At 48.0% G+C, this 16,435-nt stretch carries 13 protein-coding genes; 4 read left to right on the forward strand and 9 right to left on the reverse strand.

Annotation, left to right across the window (positions count from 1 at the left end; all coding sequences use genetic code 11):
- Nucleotides 1-10 precede the first annotated feature (10 nt).
- The 3 genes from OIM59_RS02215 to OIM59_RS02225 form a co-directional block, all read right to left on the reverse strand.
- Nucleotides 11-1,672: a putative transporter gene (locus OIM59_RS02215; RefSeq protein WP_299174069.1), complete on the reverse strand. Its 1,662-nt coding sequence runs from the start codon at nt 1,670-1,672 to the stop codon at nt 11-13.
- Nucleotides 1,673-1,831: 159 nt separating this feature from the next.
- Nucleotides 1,832-4,021, reverse strand: coding sequence for a glutamine synthetase III (locus OIM59_RS02220; protein WP_303894622.1), 2,190 nt, complete (start codon nt 4,019-4,021; stop codon nt 1,832-1,834).
- 72 nt (nt 4,022-4,093) lie between these two features.
- On the reverse strand, nt 4,094-5,323 hold the full coding sequence (locus OIM59_RS02225) for an LL-diaminopimelate aminotransferase (protein WP_299174066.1): 1,230 nt from the start codon (nt 5,321-5,323) through the stop codon (nt 4,094-4,096).
- 153 nt (nt 5,324-5,476) lie between these two features.
- Between OIM59_RS02225 and OIM59_RS02230 the strand changes: the two genes are divergently transcribed.
- Both OIM59_RS02230 and OIM59_RS02235 read left to right on the forward strand, forming a co-directional pair.
- Nucleotides 5,477-6,364: a YitT family protein gene (locus OIM59_RS02230; RefSeq protein ID WP_299174063.1), complete on the forward strand. Its 888-nt coding sequence runs from the start codon at nt 5,477-5,479 to the stop codon at nt 6,362-6,364.
- A 24-nt stretch (nt 6,365-6,388) separates the two neighbouring features.
- Complete coding sequence (locus OIM59_RS02235) at nt 6,389-6,976, forward strand: Crp/Fnr family transcriptional regulator (RefSeq protein ID WP_299174061.1); 588 nt, start codon at nt 6,389-6,391, stop codon at nt 6,974-6,976.
- Nucleotides 6,977-7,005: 29 nt separating this feature from the next.
- On the opposite strand, the gene OIM59_RS02240 is transcribed toward OIM59_RS02235, so the two are convergent.
- The 5 genes from OIM59_RS02240 to thiD all read right to left on the reverse strand — a co-directional run bounded on the left by OIM59_RS02240 (nt 7,006) and on the right by thiD (nt 13,639).
- The gene (locus tag OIM59_RS02240; RefSeq protein ID WP_299174058.1) at nt 7,006-8,253 is read right to left on the reverse strand and encodes a hypothetical protein; all 1,248 of its coding nucleotides are present in this window, start codon (nt 8,251-8,253) and stop codon (nt 7,006-7,008) included.
- A 5-nt stretch (nt 8,254-8,258) separates the two neighbouring features.
- Nucleotides 8,259-9,917, reverse strand: a complete 1,659-nt coding sequence (locus OIM59_RS02245; protein ID WP_303894628.1) for an AMP-binding protein — start codon at nt 9,915-9,917, stop codon at nt 8,259-8,261.
- A 123-nt stretch (nt 9,918-10,040) separates the two neighbouring features.
- A complete protein-coding gene (locus OIM59_RS02250; RefSeq protein WP_299174053.1) occupies nt 10,041-11,741 on the reverse strand; it encodes an alpha-amylase family glycosyl hydrolase in 1,701 nt (566 codons plus the stop codon).
- A 122-nt stretch (nt 11,742-11,863) separates the two neighbouring features.
- A complete protein-coding gene (gene fabD, locus OIM59_RS02255; RefSeq protein WP_072541894.1) occupies nt 11,864-12,751 on the reverse strand; it encodes an ACP S-malonyltransferase in 888 nt (295 codons plus the stop codon).
- A gap of 54 nt (nt 12,752-12,805) precedes the next feature.
- Nucleotides 12,806-13,639 carry a bifunctional hydroxymethylpyrimidine kinase/phosphomethylpyrimidine kinase gene (thiD, locus tag OIM59_RS02260; RefSeq protein ID WP_299174048.1) on the reverse strand — a complete coding sequence of 278 codons (834 nt, stop codon included), beginning with the start codon at nt 13,637-13,639 and terminating at the stop codon, nt 12,806-12,808.
- 83 nt (nt 13,640-13,722) lie between these two features.
- Here thiD and OIM59_RS02265 point away from each other — a divergent pair, with 83 nt between their 5' ends.
- Nucleotides 13,723-14,787 (forward strand): mannose-1-phosphate guanylyltransferase, encoded by a 1,065-nt coding sequence (locus OIM59_RS02265; protein WP_299174045.1) that lies wholly within the window; start codon nt 13,723-13,725, stop codon nt 14,785-14,787.
- 77 nt (nt 14,788-14,864) lie between these two features.
- Here the strand turns inward: OIM59_RS02265 and tpx are convergent, their stop codons facing one another.
- Nucleotides 14,865-15,368: a thiol peroxidase gene (gene tpx / locus OIM59_RS02270; protein ID WP_072541897.1), complete on the reverse strand. Its 504-nt coding sequence runs from the start codon at nt 15,366-15,368 to the stop codon at nt 14,865-14,867.
- 127 nt (nt 15,369-15,495) lie between these two features.
- On the opposite strand from tpx, the gene OIM59_RS02275 reads away from it, so the two are divergent.
- Nucleotides 15,496-16,410: a DUF368 domain-containing protein gene (locus OIM59_RS02275; RefSeq protein ID WP_299174041.1), complete on the forward strand. Its 915-nt coding sequence runs from the start codon at nt 15,496-15,498 to the stop codon at nt 16,408-16,410.
- The last annotated feature ends 25 nt before the right edge of the window (nt 16,411-16,435 follow it).

Below are 16,435 nucleotides of genomic sequence, written 5' to 3' on the forward strand. Positions count from 1 at the left end.
TTTTTGAGTTTTATAAGAATAGCATCAGTACCAGCTGGGCAATGATGACGCGTGTGAACATGCCGAGGGGATACACGGTGGCATAACTTACGGAAGGTTCGTCGCCGGGTATGATGTCGTTGGCATAGTTCAGTGCCATCGGGTTTGCCATGCTTCCGCACAGCATGCCGCAGGTATTTCCAAAATCCATTTTACACAGACGGAGGGCTATCAGGGCCATGATGACTACCGGGATGAAGGTGATAAGGAATCCGATTCCTACCCATAGGGCACCTTCCGGGCGCATGACGGTTTCGAAGAAGTGGGCACCGGCATCCAAGCCGAGGCAGGCCAGATAGAGTGAGAGGCCGATTCCTCTCAGCATGAGGTTGGCACTGCGGGTGGTATAGGTCACCAGATGCAGGCGGGGACCGTAGGCTCCAATCAGGATTCCCATGATGATGGGGCCTCCCGCCAGTCCCAGTTTCACCGGCGAACTGATTCCTGGTATGGCAATAGGGATAGCTCCGACCACCAGTCCCAGTACGATGCCGATAAAGATGGAAGCCAGGTTCGGGTCTTTCAAGGTCTTGACCGTGTTTCCCAGTACCTTTTCCACGTTCTGGATGGCAGCTGCCTCACCGACTACGGTCAGGCGGTCTCCCAGCTGCAGCACCAGTCCCGGGGTAGCCAGCAGTTGCACGCCGCTTCGGAGCACCCGGCTGATGTTGATGCCATACGTGTTTCGCAAACGGAGTGATCCCAGCTTTTTCCCGTTGATTTCGGGACGTGATACGATAATATGCTTGGAAATCAGCTTGCTGTCGATAGCATTCCAGTCGATGTCTTCCTTGTTCCAGTCGCGCTTCTCCTGTTCGCCGAAAAGGATGGTCAGGGTGGGGGCATCCTTTTCGGTCGTGATGACCAAGATACGGTCGTTCTCTTTCAGAATCTTTTCGGAGGTCGGGATACTGACGGTACCTTCCCGCCAAAGGCGGGAAATGACGAACTTGGGATACCCGGCCTGTGCAATGTCTTGTATGCTTTTATTGAAAATGGCAGGATTGTGCACTTGGAAAGTGGCGATATAAGTATGGTTCGGGTCATCATGTTCCCGTTCACTCATGTCGGAGGGACGCACAAAGAATTTTTTGACAACCAGAATCGCAAAAATCACTCCTACTACTCCCAGCGGATAGGTTACTGCACAGCTGAGGGCGGCTCCACTGGTGGGTTCTCCCAGTTGCTTTAAGGTTTGCTGGGCGGCACCGAGCGCAGGTGTGTTGGTGGTGGCACCGCATAGGATACCTACCATGTCGGGAAGGTCTATTTCTGTGGTAAAGCTGAGAATGACTGCCATGAGCGTGCCCAGGAAGATGACTCCCAGCCCCAGCATGTTCAGGCGGAACCCGCCCCGCTGGAATGAACTGAAGAAACCTGGACCTACTTGCAGCCCCAAAGCATAGACAAATAGAACCAGTCCGAAACTTTCGGCGTAACTCAGCATTTGGGAATCGATGGCAAAGCCCAAGTGCCCTGCCAGGATGCCGGTGAAGAAAACAAATGTCACTCCGAGAGAAATTCCGAAAACATGAATCTTTCCCAGTCCTAACCCGATGGCTGTAATGAGGGAAAGTATGATGACCGCCTGCAGAGCGGATTGTTCCACAAATAAATTAATTAACCATTCCATGCTGCAAAGATATATACTTTGTGGAAAATAAGTCTTTTGTACCGGACAAAATGTTAGAAAAGTGAGTCAATAACAAATCCCCGAAGGGCTTTCCGGCAGAAAATCGCCTTTGAAAAGCCTTCGGGGATGATAAAATAAGGATAAGGGGACGAATCTGGCTTAGCGTACGAACAGCAGTTCGCGATATTTCGGAAGCGTCCACATCTGGTCGTCTACAATCAGTTCCAGCTTGTCGATGTGGTAGCGGATTTGTTCCAGCATCGGAGCTACCGTGTCATGGTAGGCGATGGCTTTTTCACGCTCACTGGCAATGCGGTTGGCCACTTTGCGTGCTTCCACCATTTCATCCACATGTTTCTTGATGAAAGAGGTATGTTCGGAAATTGCCTTGATGATGGCCAGGTTCTCTGCCGACAGTGCATGGGCCTCGTTTTCCGGGAACAATGATTTCATCTTGTAGGCATTGTCAATCAGCTTGGTCTGGTATTCGATGGCTACCGGAACTACGTGGTTCATCACCAAGTCGCCCAAAACGCGGGCTTCAATCTGGATTTTCTTGGTGTACATTTCCCATTTCACTTCGTTGCGGGCTTCCAGTTCCTTGCGGTTCATCACACCGGTGGATTCGAACATGCGGATGCTTTCCGGTTTCAGGTAGTTGTCGAATATGACCGGACAGCTGGTTTCGCAGTCCAGTCCCCGGCGGGCAGCTTCTTCCTTCCATTCATAGCTGTAACCGTTACCGTCGAAGCGGATGGGTTTGCATTCTTTGATGCATTTGCGGATAATCTGGATGATGGCCGAAATTTTCGGTTCACCTTTTTCAATCAGTTCGTCTACTTCTTTTTTGAATTCAATGAGCTGCTCAGCCACAGCTGTGTTCAGGGCAATCATGGCACTGGCGCAGTTGGCTTCAGAACCTGGAGCACGGAATTCGAAACGGTTGCCGGTGAAAGCGAACGGAGAAGTACGGTTACGGTCGGTGTTGTCAATCAACAATTCCGGAATCTGCGGAATGTCGAGTTTCATACCTTGTTTTCCGCCTAAGGAAACCAAGTCATCGTTGGTACTTTCTTCCAGATGGTCGAGCACCTTGCTCAGCTGGGTTCCCAGGAATGAAGAGATGATGGCGGGAGGTGCCTCGTTGGCCCCCAGGCGGTGTGCGTTGGTGGCACTCATGATAGAGGCTTTCAGCAGTCCGTTGTGGCGGTATACAGCCATCAGTGTATTGACTACAAACGTGATGAAGCGCAGGTTTTCTTCGGATGTTTTTCCCGGAGCCATCAGCAATGTGCCTGTGTCCGTGCCCAATGACCAGTTGTTGTGTTTGCCGGAACCGTTGACACCTTTGAATGGTTTTTCATGCAACAATACACGGAACCCATGGTTGCGTGCCACTTTTCTCATGAGCGACATGACCAACATGTTGTGGTCTACGGCCAGGTTGCACTCTTCGTAAATCGGAGCCAGCTCAAACTGGTTTGGAGCTACCTCATTATGGCGTGTCTTTACCGGAATACCCAATTCAAGAGCCTGGATTTCGAGGTCTTTCATGAAGGCTGCCACACGGGTTGGGATGGCGCCGAAATAGTGGTCTTCCAGCTGCTGGTTCTTGGAAGCTTCGTGCCCCATCAGCGTACGTCCTGTCAGCAGCAGGTCCGGACGTGCGGCATACAGGCCTTCGTCTACCAGGAAATATTCCTGTTCCCATCCCAGGTAAGAAACAATTTTCTTTACAGAAGGGTCGAAATAGTGCATTACGTCGAGGGCCGCCTTGTTGACTGCGCGCAAAGCTTTCAGCAGCGGAGCCTTGTAGTCGAGCGATTCGCCGGTATAGGCGATGAAGACTGTCGGGATGCACAAGGTGTCGTCTACCACGAACACAGGTGAGGAAGGATCCCATGCGCTGTAGCCACGTGCTTCAAATGTATTGCGGATACCTCCGTTCGGAAAAGAAGAGCCGTCTGATTCCTGTTGTACCAGCAGCTTGCCGGAAAATTCTTCCAGCATACCGCCTTTTCCGTCGTGTTCCACGAAAGCATCGTGCTTTTCGGCAGTGCCTTCGGTCAAAGGCTGGAACCAGTGTGTGTAGTGAGTCACTCCCAGTTCAATGGCCCATTTTTTCATACCTTCGGCTACGGCATTGGCGATGCTGCGGTCGAGGGAAGCTCCGTTGTCGATTACGTCAATCAGTTTGGCATAGACATTGCTTGGCAAGTACTTGAACATTTTTTCGCGGTTGAACACGTATTTTGCAAAATACTCACTTGGGCGTTCAGCCGGTGACGGTACTTCTACCGGTTTCTTGTGGAATGCCTTTTCCACAACTCTGAATCTTAATTTAGACATACTACCTTAATTTCTTATTTAAGTTGTTTGGTTTTTATATTTGATGTATTGGCTTGTTTGCTGTACAAAAGTTTAAAGGCACTGGCAGATTCTCCGGATACCTTCTTCGCACTGGTGCCGGTCTCCAAATGAAGTCAGTCGCACATACCCTTCGCCGCTGGGGCCGAATCCGACACCGGGCGTACTTACCACATGGGCCTCATACAGCAGCTTGTCGAAAAACTTCCATGCTGTCTGGTTGCCCGGTGCCTTTACCCATAAGTAAGGCGCATTGTCTCCTCCAAAGAATTGGATTCCAGTTTTCGCCAACATCTTTTTCATGATTTTGGCATTGTCCATGTAATATTTCACCATGGCTTTCACCTGTTCTTTTCCTTCTGGAGTGTAGATGGCTTCGGCTCCTCGTTGGGTGATGTACGAAACCCCGTTGAATTTGGTCGATTGCCGTCTGAGCCATAGCTTGTTCAGTTGGATGCGCTCGCCTTCCAAAGTGGCAGCTGTCACTTCTTTGGGGATGACCATGTATCCGCAGCGCACACCGGTAAAACCGGCTGTTTTTGAGAAGCTTCGGAATTCGATGGCCACCTTTTTGGCTCCTTTTATTTCATAAATGGAATGAGGAATGTCCGGGTCTTGAATATACGCCTCGTAGGCAGCATCGAAAATGATGAGTGCATCGTTCTCAATGGCATAATTCACCCATTTTTTGAGTTCGCTTTTTGTCAGCACGGCTCCCGTAGGATTGTTGGGATAGCATAAATAAATGATGTCGATACGCTGTTTCGGGATTTCGGGAATGAAATTGTTCTCAATACGGCAGGGCATGTAGACCACATTGCTCCATTTTCCGTCTTTCTCCAACACTCCCGCTCTTCCGCAGGAAACATTGGAATCGATGTAAGCCGGATAAATAGGGTCGGTAACCCCTATGCTGTTATCATGTCGCAGGATGTCGCCGATGTTTCCCGTGTCCGATTTGGAGCCATCGCTGATGAATATCTCATTGCTGTCAAAATTAATACCATGTGCCGCATAATCATGTTTCAGGATAGCCTCAATCAAGAAATCATATCCTTGTTCGGGGCCGTATCCTCTGAACGTTTCCGCGTTGCCCAACTCTCCGGCGGCTTTCTGCATTGCTTCCACACATGCTTTGGGGATAGGTAAGGTCACATCGCCGATTCCCAGATGGATGATACGGGCCTGGGGATGTGTCACTTTAAAAGAATTTACTCGTTTCACGATATCGGTAAACAAGTAGTTTTCCGGTAATTTGAGCAGGTGTTCGTTGACTAATGCCATTTATTTTTCTATTTGCCGGCAAAATTACGAAAATCATGTCATTTTTAAAAATCTGCCCTTGCTTTATTTTCTTATTTTTTGAAATTGATATAAGTCAATTGTGTGGATTTTTTTTTACTTTTGCATTCGAAATTTTTAAAGAGAATCAAAGAGATGAATCCAGCTTTGCCTGCTACTAGAAAGCAGAAATTATTGAGAGAAACCAAGGATTATTTAATGATTGCTTTGGGGATGATTATGTATGGTATCGGATGGACCGTGTTCTTGTTGCCTAGCGACATACCTTCGGGGGCGGTACCAGGAATTGCTTCCATCATTTATTGGGGAACGGGTTTTCCGGTACAATATACCTATTTAATTATAAATTTCCTGTTGCTTTTGCTTGCGCTGAAAATTTTAGGTCTTAAGTTTTGTTTGAAAACCATTTTTGCGGTTTTCACATTGACTTTTATCTTGAGTGTCATTCAAAAGTTCGTGTCCGGACCGTTGATTCATGATCAGCCATTTATGTCGTGTGTGCTGGGAGCCTCTTTCTGTGGAGGAGGGATTGGCGTAGCATTTTCGGCTAATGGAAGTACAGGTGGTACGGATATTATTGCGGCTATTGTGAACAAGTATCGTGACATTACATTGGGAAAGGTTATCTTGATTTGCGACGTGATTATCATATCTTCCAGCTATCTGGTTTTACATAACTGGGAAAAGGTGGTATATGGCTATGTGGTGTTGTTCATTTCCAGTTTCGTGCTCGACCAGGTGGTGAACAGTGCCCGTCAGTCCGTACAGTTCTTCATCATTTCCAACAAATACGAAGAAATTGGAGCCCGTATCAATAAGGATTTGCACCGAGGGGTGACTTTTATTGATGGAGTGGGATGTTATACTCACAATGGGGTAAAGATGATGTTTGTACTGGCGAAGAAAAGAGAGTCCAGCACGATTTTTCGTCTGATTAAGGATATTGATCCCAAGGCTTTTGTATCACAGAGTGCGGTTATTGGTGTATTTGGTGAAGGTTTCGACCGTATTAAAGTCAAATAAGTTTGAAGTAAAGTGAATAGTAGTATGATGACAAATATAGAAGTAGCCAGACTAATGGTATCCGGAATGAAATGTCTTCTTAGCCGGGAGCAGCTTCACGAACTGGCCGATATATTGACTTGTAGAAAATACAAGAAGGGTGAGCGAATATTGGACGAGGGAGATGTGTGCCGTTCCATGCTTTATATTGAAAAAGGACTGACACGTCAGTTTTACTTTAAATACGACAAGGATTTGACGGAGCACATAGCTTATGAAGGAGGCGTAGTGATCTGTCTGGAAAGCTATTTGAAAGAAGAGCCTACACGGTTGATGATTGAAACCTTGGAGCCTACTGTATTATGGGAGATTCCTAAGGACAGATTGGAACTGTTGTCGCAGGAGGATGCGGCAATCGGAGCATGGTATCGGAGGATTTTTGAACTGTCATTAATTGAGTCACAGGTCAAGGCGGATACTTTGCGGTTTGAACCTGCCCATGAGCGTTATAACAAGCTGCTGCAGTTACATCCTGAGATTTTGAAACGTGCTCCGTTGGTTTATATCGCTTCTTTGCTGCAGATGACTCCTGAGACGTTGAGCAGGGTACGTTCTGCCAGCTTGAACAGCTGATTCTGAAAAACAAATAAGGAATGGTCTGTTTAGAACAGTACCATTCCTGCTTCAATTACCATTTTCTTATCGAAAGCCTGATTACCTTTATAAGTGCGTGTCCATCCGTATCCGCCGGATACGAAAAGGCCGAATTTCTTTGTCAGACTGTATTCCAGGCTGATGCGAGGTTCCAAGGCATACAGGCGGGCTGGAAATCCTTGGTTCTTATTGTCGAGTGATTCAATGTGGTAATATCCGATGTCGGCACTGAGGTCGAGTTTCTTTGTCAGGCTGTGATATACACCTGCACGGTAAAATCCACTCACGGAAAGTTTGTTGTCTGTACCCAGGTAATAGGCGCCCGCACCAATCTGTGTGTAGGTAAATTTGTTCTTGAAGCGAATAGATACACTTCCTTTGTTGGCATTACCTCCTGATACAATCATCTGTACTCTCGTTGCCGGTTTCAGGTTGATACATCCTATCTGATGCGCCGTACTGTCTGTACTGATGTTAATCAGTCCAATCTGATACCCTCGTGAGTTACTCTTTGTATTGACGTTTCCTATTCCCAGCTGCACACCTTTGTTTTCTACACTGTAGTTCAGCAGGGCACTTTGCACACCTTTGTTTTCCACACTGACATTTCCCAAAGCGGCCAGTTGCCATCCTTCGTTGGATTTTCCGGCCACATTCAATAAAGAGGTCAGCTGTACTCCTCTGGAAGAATTGCCAGACACATTCATCAGTCCGCCGACAATCAGTCCGGCTTGCACATCTTTGCTGACATTGGCCAGTCCGGAGATGGCCACTCCTCGAAGATCTTCGCTTACATTGACCAGCCCGGCTACTGCCATACCTTTTATATCCCCTCCGGAGATATTTCCCAGTCCGGCAATTGAAAGTCCGTAGGCTGACGTTCCCGTGACATTGGTCAGACCGGAAAAGATGAATCCGCAGGCTCTTTTTCCCGTGACATTGGCAATACCGGAAATCTGGACACCGGTAGATTTTAATCCAGCCACATTGACCAGCCCGGATATCTGCATGCCGTATGAATTATAGTGCTGCAAGCTTGAAATGGCATTGATGCCCAATCCATTCAGACACGGATAATTGCTGAACAATCCCAGATTCAGATAAGTCCTTTGGGGAAACTTTTTTTTGTTGGTGATATTCAGCGACACATTAGGCCCTTTTTTCAGCACACTTTTCTGTTCCTTCTGCTGGGCGGATACAGGTGTTCCCGCCAGGAGGCTTCCCAGCAGGAACACGGATATGAATCTTAATTTCATTGTAGTTATTTGACTTCTTGGTAAAGGAAACGTTTGATACTCTTCTTTGGCGTTTTTTCAAACTCTTCGGGATAAATCTTGACGCGTGCAATCTGTGAATAGGCCGGAAGTTCTGCATTGACAGCCAACCGGTTTTCTTCCATGATTCTTTCAATGTCTTCTTTGGTCAGTCCTTGTTTGAATGCCTCGTCGAAGTCCGGATAAATCAGAGCAGCCAGCTTGTTGTCACTTTGCTGGATGACAATGTTTTCGCATACATAAGGAAGATTGCTTATCTTTTCTTCGATTTCTTCCGGATAGATGTTCTGGCCGGAAGGTCCGAGCAGCATGTTTTTGCTTCGTCCTTTGATGGTGAGATTGCCCTCCTTGTCCATCACCCCCAAGTCTCCCGTATGCAGCCAGCCTTCGGCATCAATGGCCTGGGCGGTTGATTCCGGGTTCTTGTAGTATCCCAGCATGACATTTTCTCCTCTTGTGAGAATTTCTCCTACCACGTTTTGCGGGTCAGGACTGTCAATCTTGATTTCCATACGGGGAGCAGCTTTTCCGCATGAGCCGGGTTTGTAGCGCCGCCAGTCTTCATAACTGATAATCGGGCCACATTCCGTCATTCCGTAACCTACCGTATAAGGGAAATCCAGACTTCTCAACAGGCGTTCCACATCCTGGTTGAAAGCCGCCCCTCCGATGATGATTTCATAGAAGTTGCCGCCAAAAGCCTGTACCATGTGTTCGCGTACAGCTTCCTTGATTTTATCATTGATGAGCGGAACCCTCAGCAGAATCTTCATTTTCAGCGTTTCCAGTTTGGGCAATACGTTCTTCTTGATAATCTTCTCGATGATAAGCGGAACAGAAATCACAATGTGGGGTTTCACCTCCGTAAAGGCTTGGAATATGATTTTCGGACTAGGCATACGGGTGAGGAAATAGACGTGACATCCCGCACAGACTTCGTAGATGAACTCGAAAGCCAGTCCGTACATGTGCGCCATGGGAAGGATGGAGATTACTTTGTTTCCCGGCTGCAAATGCAAGACCTCGAAGGCAAATTGGGTATTGGACCACAGGCTACGATAGGGCAGCATGACTCCTTTGGAGAAACTGGTTGTTCCGGAAGTGTAGTTAATCAGGGCCAGTTCTTCGGGAGTATCTCTCCGGTAACTGACATGTTCTTTCCGGAAATTGCGGGGGAACTTCTTTCCGAACATTTCATTCAAGTGTTCCCGGGCATATTCCAGCTGCTTGCTGCGGCAAACCAGCAGGGTAAAGTCTGTCATCAGGATGATGCCTTCCAGATTAGGCATTTCGCTTTCGTTCAACGACTCCCATACCACGTCGCCCACAAAAAGCAGGCGGGCATCGGAATGGTTCACGATATTGTGGATGTTGTCTGCCTTGAATTCATGTAGAATCGGAACGGCTACAGCTCCGTAGGTCAGAATGGCCAGAAAGGCGACTCCCCAGTGCGAACTGTTACGTCCGCACAAGGCCACTTTGTCGCCCGGCTTGATGCCGCTTTCTTCCAGCAGGATATGTAGTTTCTCTATTTTACGTGCTACGTCCTTATATTGCAAGGTGGCGCCTTTATAATCTGTCAGGGCGTCCAGGTCCCAGTTTTTCTTGATACTGTCCTCAATGAAGGCCAGAAAACTTTTTTCCATATAATTGTATTTATTGTTTGCACAAAGTCGGCTCATTTGTGCAAAGATACCTTTTTGTTTCAAGTTTGCAAACAAAATAACTCAAAACTATGCGGTCGGGTATGCATTTCGCAAGGGGATGAGTCATTTTGTTTTTAACTTCAGAATCTTTCCTCCGTAGGCCGGAAGTTCCGTGCAGACCGGACTGTCCGGAGAGAAGCAGATGGTTTCCTGTTTCCCTGAGAGCAAGTCCTTGCATTTGCATTTCGGGGAGGGAGTCATTTTCAGGTAATCAAAAGCATGCGGAGGGATGTTGACCCCAATCTGTGCGGGAGCATCTCCGAAGTTTACCATAACCAGCAATACTTCGTTGGCAAATTTCCGTAAGAAGGCATACTGCTTGTGTTCGTTCATCTGCCATCCGTTCAGATTGACATACATCAAATCGAAAAAGTCACCGTCACTGATGGCCGGTTCATTCTGGCAGATGTGCAACACGGTTTCGTAGAAATGCCGCAATTCCTTTTCTCTTTCATTCAGCAGATGTGTGTTCCAGCGTCCGTGGTTGTTCCAGCGGAAAATACTGTCCACGCACCAATAGTCGAAAATAGTAGTCCGTCCGTCGCGTCCGCTGAATCCTTCACTGTCCATGCCTTTTTCGCCTAGTTCCTGACCGAAATAGACCATGACCGGATTTTTTCGCAGACAAGCTGAAACGATGAAGGCTGGGATAGCCTTGAACGGGTCTTCGGCAAAGAATCCGGAGGCGATGCGTTGTTCGTCGTGGTTTTCCAGGAAATTCAGCATGTGGTCCTGGATGTCGTCCACGCTCTGCCAGCAATGCGTAATGCCGGTGGCTGAGGCATAGCCGCAGGTGATGTTTCTCAGCGTATCATAAAGACCCACCTTGTCGTACAAGTAATCAAAGTGTCCATTGTGGATATAGTTCCGGTATTCGTTGGGATTATAGACCTCGGCAATAAAGATAATATGCGGGTAAGCAGCTTTGATGCGCGGGATGACCCATCCCCAGAATTCGCAGGGCACCATCTCTGCCATATCACAGCGGAAACCGTCGATTCCTTTTTCGGCCCAGTAGCTCAGTATCTGCTCCATTTTATGCCAGGTGTCGGGAATCGGGTCGAAGTGTCCTCCCGTATGGTTGATGTAATCCACTCCATAGTTCAGTTTGACCGTCTCGTACCAGTCGTTCCGGTTAGGCCATGGGTCAAAACGGTCGTTTCCGGTAGCCTTTGCCGGCATTTCCTCGTATGTCCCCATTTCCGGATTGTGGAAATCTATTTCTCCTCCTAGTTTCTGTCCGGGAATATAGTAGAAATTGTTTTGCGGGTTGAAATCCTGTGTGCAGTCGTCGTCTTCTCCCAGGTCTTTGACTCCCTGTGGCTTGGCGATGGAATGATACTGGCGTGCCACGTGGTTGGGTACGAAATCGATAATCATTTTCAGCCCACATTCATGAGTGCGTTTCACCAGCTCCTCGAATTCCTCCATCCGTTTGTCTACATGTTCGGCCAGATCGGGGTCTACATCATAGTAATCGCGGATAGCGTAGGGAGAACCTGCTTTTCCTTTCACGATGGAAGGATGATTTTTCGGTATGCCGTATGCGGTATAATCTGTTTGGGAGGCGTGGGCCAGCAGTCCGGTGTACCAGATATGGGTAGCCCCCAGTTTCTTGATTTCATGCAAAGCCTGTTTGGTGAAATCTTTCATTTTTCCGCATCCGTTTGTGGTCAAATCCCCATCGGGCTGGCAAGTCTTGTTCTGGTTGCCGAACAGCCGGGTAAATACCTGATAGATAATGATTTTTTTTGTCGTTTCCATAATGAGTCCTTTCTTTGTGGTTGATAAAAAGAAAAAGCACGAATTATACGTTTCAGCACGGATGTATGAAAAGGATCCGCCGGTTTCGTATAATTCGTGCCTGTGTCAGACTGATTGTCTGATTATGCAATTCCGTGTGCGTTGACTTCTTTGTTGATTTTCTTGATTAATCCTTGCAGTACGGCGCCCGGACCACATTCTGTAAAGTCGTCCGCTCCGTCGGCAATCATCTGCTGTACGGTCTGTGTCCAGCGTACAGAAGCAGTAAGCTGTGCTACCAGGTTCTTCTTGATTTCAGCAGGGTCTGTATGAGGAAGAGCGTCTACATTCTGGTAAATCGGACATTTCGGGGTGTGGAACTCCGTGGCGTTGATGGCAGCTTCCAGTTCTACCTTGGCAGGGTCCATGAGTGGAGAGTGGAAAGCACCGCCCACTTTCAACGGAAGGGCACGCTTGGCACCGGCAGCTTTCATCAGTTCACAAGCCTTGTTGATGCCTTCGATACTTCCTGAAATGACAATCTGTCCCGGGCAGTTGTAGTTGGCTGCCACGCAAACTTCTCCTTCTGCAGCAACCGAAGCGCAGATTTCTTCTACCTTTTCATCCGGCAAAGCAATGATGGCCGCCATGGTAGAAGGCTGGGCTTCGCAGGCTTTCTGCATGGCCATGGCACGAGCATACACCAGTTTCAGTCCGTCTTCGAATGACAAGGCTCCGGCAGCTACCAGGGCAGAGAATTCACCCAAGGAGTGTCCGGCGGTCATTTCCGGCTGGAAGGCGTCTCCCATGCACAAGGCAGAGATGACAGAGTGGAGGAATACGGCGGGCTGAGTTACCTTTGTCTGGCGCAAATCTTCGTCGGTACCTTCGAACATGATGTCGGTGATGCGGTAACCCAAAATATCATTGGCTTTCTCAAATAATTCTTTGGCAAGTGGAGACGTTTCGTACAGGTCTTTTCCCATACCTACGAACTGGGCTCCTTGTCCGGGAAATACAAATGCTTTCATATTTTCTTCGTTGTTTAAGTTATTACCTGCAAAGGTAATGATTCTTTTGACATATTACTCATTTTTGTCGAAAATGTGCATAGACACAGGCGAATAGAAGTGATTCAACGGGCCGTGTCCGTGTCCGATGCAGACGTCCTTTCCAGATTCGATGCCTAAATAGACATATTGTTTGGCTTTTTCTACTGCACTGGCAACAGACTCTCCCAGAGCCAGATATGTGGCGATGGCCGAGGACAGTGTACATCCCGTACCATGGGTGTTGAGGCTTTCCACCTTAGGGGCGGTGAACAGATGAGGGTTGTCTTCGTCGGCTGTCTGAAGTACATCGCACATTTGTCCGCCTTCCAGGTGTCCTCCCTTGATGAGTACGCCTTTGCAGCCTAGCTCCAGCATCTTTTTAGCCTGGCGTTGCATGTCTTCGACGGTATTGATTTTTTGTCCGGCCAGTATTTCGGCCTCGCTCAGGTTCGGCGTGATGAGGGTGGCCAAGGGGATTAACCGGGTCGTGATGGCTTCAATGGCTTCGTCTTCCATCAGCTTGCATCCGCTGGTCGATACCATGACGGGGTCGAATACCACGAACCGCGGGCGGTATTTTTGAAGTGATTCTGCAATGACCTCTACAATTTCCGTGTCATTAATCATCCCAATCTTGATGGCTTGCGGGCGGATGTCCTCCATGACGGCCTGGATTTGTCCTTTCACGTAGGCTGGAGGTACGGGATGGATGCCCGTCACTCCGCAAGTGTTTTGTACGGTAATGGCTGTGATGGCACTGGCCGCGTAGGCTCCCAGTGCAGAGACAGCTTTGATATCGGCTTGGATGCCCGCTCCACCGCTACAGTCGGAACCGGCGATGGTCAGTATACAGGGATAAGTTCTCATTTTCAGTAGATAATTTTTTACAAAGATAGGAAATATTCAAAATTAATCACTTAACTTTGCGTAGTTACCAAGAAAAGTTTGTTATGAATCCAACGAATAATCATGTGGTCATTATGGCTGGAGGCATAGGCAGTCGCTTTTGGCCGATGAGCAGTCCGGAGATGCCCAAGCAGTTTATCGATGTGCTGGGCTGTGGGCGCACACTCATCCAACTGACCGTAGATCGTTTTAAAGATGTCTGCCTGCCAGAGAATATATGGGTCGTCACTTCTGCCAAGTATGCGGAAATCGTTAAGGAACAGTTGCCCGAAGTGCCCCAGGAACATATCTTGCTTGAACCTTGCCGCCGGAATACGGCTCCCTGCATTGCCTATGTGAGCTGGAAAATCAAGGCTCGCAATCCCAAGGCTAATATCGTAGTGACTCCCAGTGACCATATTGTGATGAACGTGCGCGAGTTTGCCCGTGTCGTGACTTCGGCCATGAAGTTTACGGCCGATTCGGATGCCATTGTGACATTGGGGATGAAGGCTACCCGTCCGGAAACAGGTTACGGATACATTGAGGCCGATTTGTCGATGGCCTGCCCTTCGAACAAAGAGATTTACCGCGTGGATGCTTTCCGGGAAAAACCGGATTTGGCTACAGCCGAACGCTACTTGCAGCGGAACAACTATTTCTGGAATGCGGGTATCTTTGTATGGAATGTCAACACGATTGTCAATGCCATTCGGGTGTATCAGCCGGTAATGGCCAAGATATTCGAACGTCTGTTCCCGTATTTCTATACCGACAAGGAGCAGGAAATGGTGGACGAACTGTTCCCTACCTGTGAGAATATCTCCGTGGACTATGCCATTATGGAGAAAGCGGACGAGATTTATGTCTTCCCGGCCTCTTTCGGCTGGAGTGATTTAGGCACGTGGGGTTCGCTTCATGAAAATTCCAAGCGTGATGCCCATAACAACGTGTGCATCGGTCCGGACATCCGTATGTACGAATCACGTAACTGCGTAGTACATGCCACTCAGGAAAAGAGAGTGGTGGTGCAAGGGCTCGACGGATATATCGTGGCTGAAAAGAACAACACCTTGCTGGTCTGCCGTTTGTCGGAAGAACAACGTATCAAGGAATTCTCCGCTGAATAATAATATTAAGGTAAGGATAAAAAAGAAAGGGACACCCGTAACGAGTCGTCCCTTTTTCTTTTATTAATCCCTTATTTTTATTTGAGGGCAGCCAGTGCTGCTTCATAGTCGGGTTCTTCCACGATTTCCGGAACCAGCTGGGTATAGATTACCTTTCCTTCCGGATTCAGGATAACTACGGCGCGGGCCAGCAGTCCGCACAACGGGCCGTCGGTCATCAGCACCCCGTAATCTTTGCCGAAAGTAGAAGTGTAACGGTAGTCCGACAATGGAATGACGCGTTCAATACCTTCAGCCGTGCAGAAACGTCCTTGTGCAAACGGCAGGTCTTTGGAGATTGCCAGCACCAGCGTATTTTCCATGCCGGCAGCCAGCTGGTTGAACTTGCGGACAGAGGCTGCACATACCCCTGTATCCATGCTCGGGAAAATGTTCAGCACCACGAATTTGCCTTTGGCATCAGCCAGGGTGAACGAACTCAGGTCGCCTTTCACCAGTGAAAAATCGGGAGCCTGTGCCCCTTTCTGTATAAATTCTCCAGCCAGTGTGACGGGAGTTCCTTGAAATAAAGTTGTAGCCATAATCAATCTGTTTTTTAATAATCGTCATAAATATAACAATAAAAACCATAAAATGTTTTCCTGAATGGCGGTGGAGCGAGTTTTTTTCGTTTACTTTGCATCCGCTAACTATTTACAGATAAAATTGATGGAACGAAAACTGAAAGATTATGCAGTTCTGATGTTAAAAGGTATGGGGATGGGAGCTGCCGATGTGGTGCCCGGTGTGTCGGGTGGAACCATTGCCTTTATTGTAGGCATCTATGACGAACTGATCAATTCGATTAAAAGCATCAATCTGGAAAGCCTGAAACTATTCTTTACCGGAAAATGGGGTGCTTTCTGGAAAAAAATCAACGGAAACTTCTTGTTTTTCCTGCTGGCGGGTATCGGAATCAGTGTGTTTTCGCTGGCCAAGCTGATAACCTGGTTGCTGGTAGACCATCCGATATTGGTGTGGTCCTTCTTTTTCGGGCTGGTGCTGGCTTCCACCTGGTTTGTGTCGAAAGACATTAAGGAATGGAAAAGCTGGAAAACCTGGGTGGCGTTTGTGATAGGAGTTGTGGTGGCCTTTTACATCACGGTGGCCACTCCGGCCGAAACACCTTCGAACTTGTTGTTTATCTTCCTGTGCGGAGCCATTGCCATCTGTGCCATGATTCTTCCAGGCATTTCAGGCAGTTTCATACTGGTGTTGCTGGGGAAATATTTTTTCATTATGGATGCAGTCAAAACACTGGATGTGGTGGTGATGGGAGTTTTTGCGGCTGGAGCCTGCATCGGAATCACTTCTTTTTCCAGGGTGCTTTCGTATGCCTTGGCGCACTTCCGCAACATTACGCTGGCGGTATTGACAGGTTTCATGTTGGGTTCCTTAAATAAGGTATGGCCTTGGAAAGAGGTGGTAGAGACTTTTGTGGACAGTCAAGGGGAAGTGAAGCCGTTGATTGAGCACAATGTGCTGCCGAACGCGTATATCCCCGAAGCCGTGGTGCTGATGATAGTGGGATTCTTCCTGGTATATTTTTTGGAAAAACTTTCGGCCAAGACCTCGGTTCGCTGATTCGGATAAAGAGCTATATTGGATG

The organism is Bacteroides mediterraneensis (assembly GCF_025993685.1).
In the GTDB taxonomy this organism is placed as follows: domain Bacteria; phylum Bacteroidota; class Bacteroidia; order Bacteroidales; family Bacteroidaceae; genus Phocaeicola; species Phocaeicola mediterraneensis_A.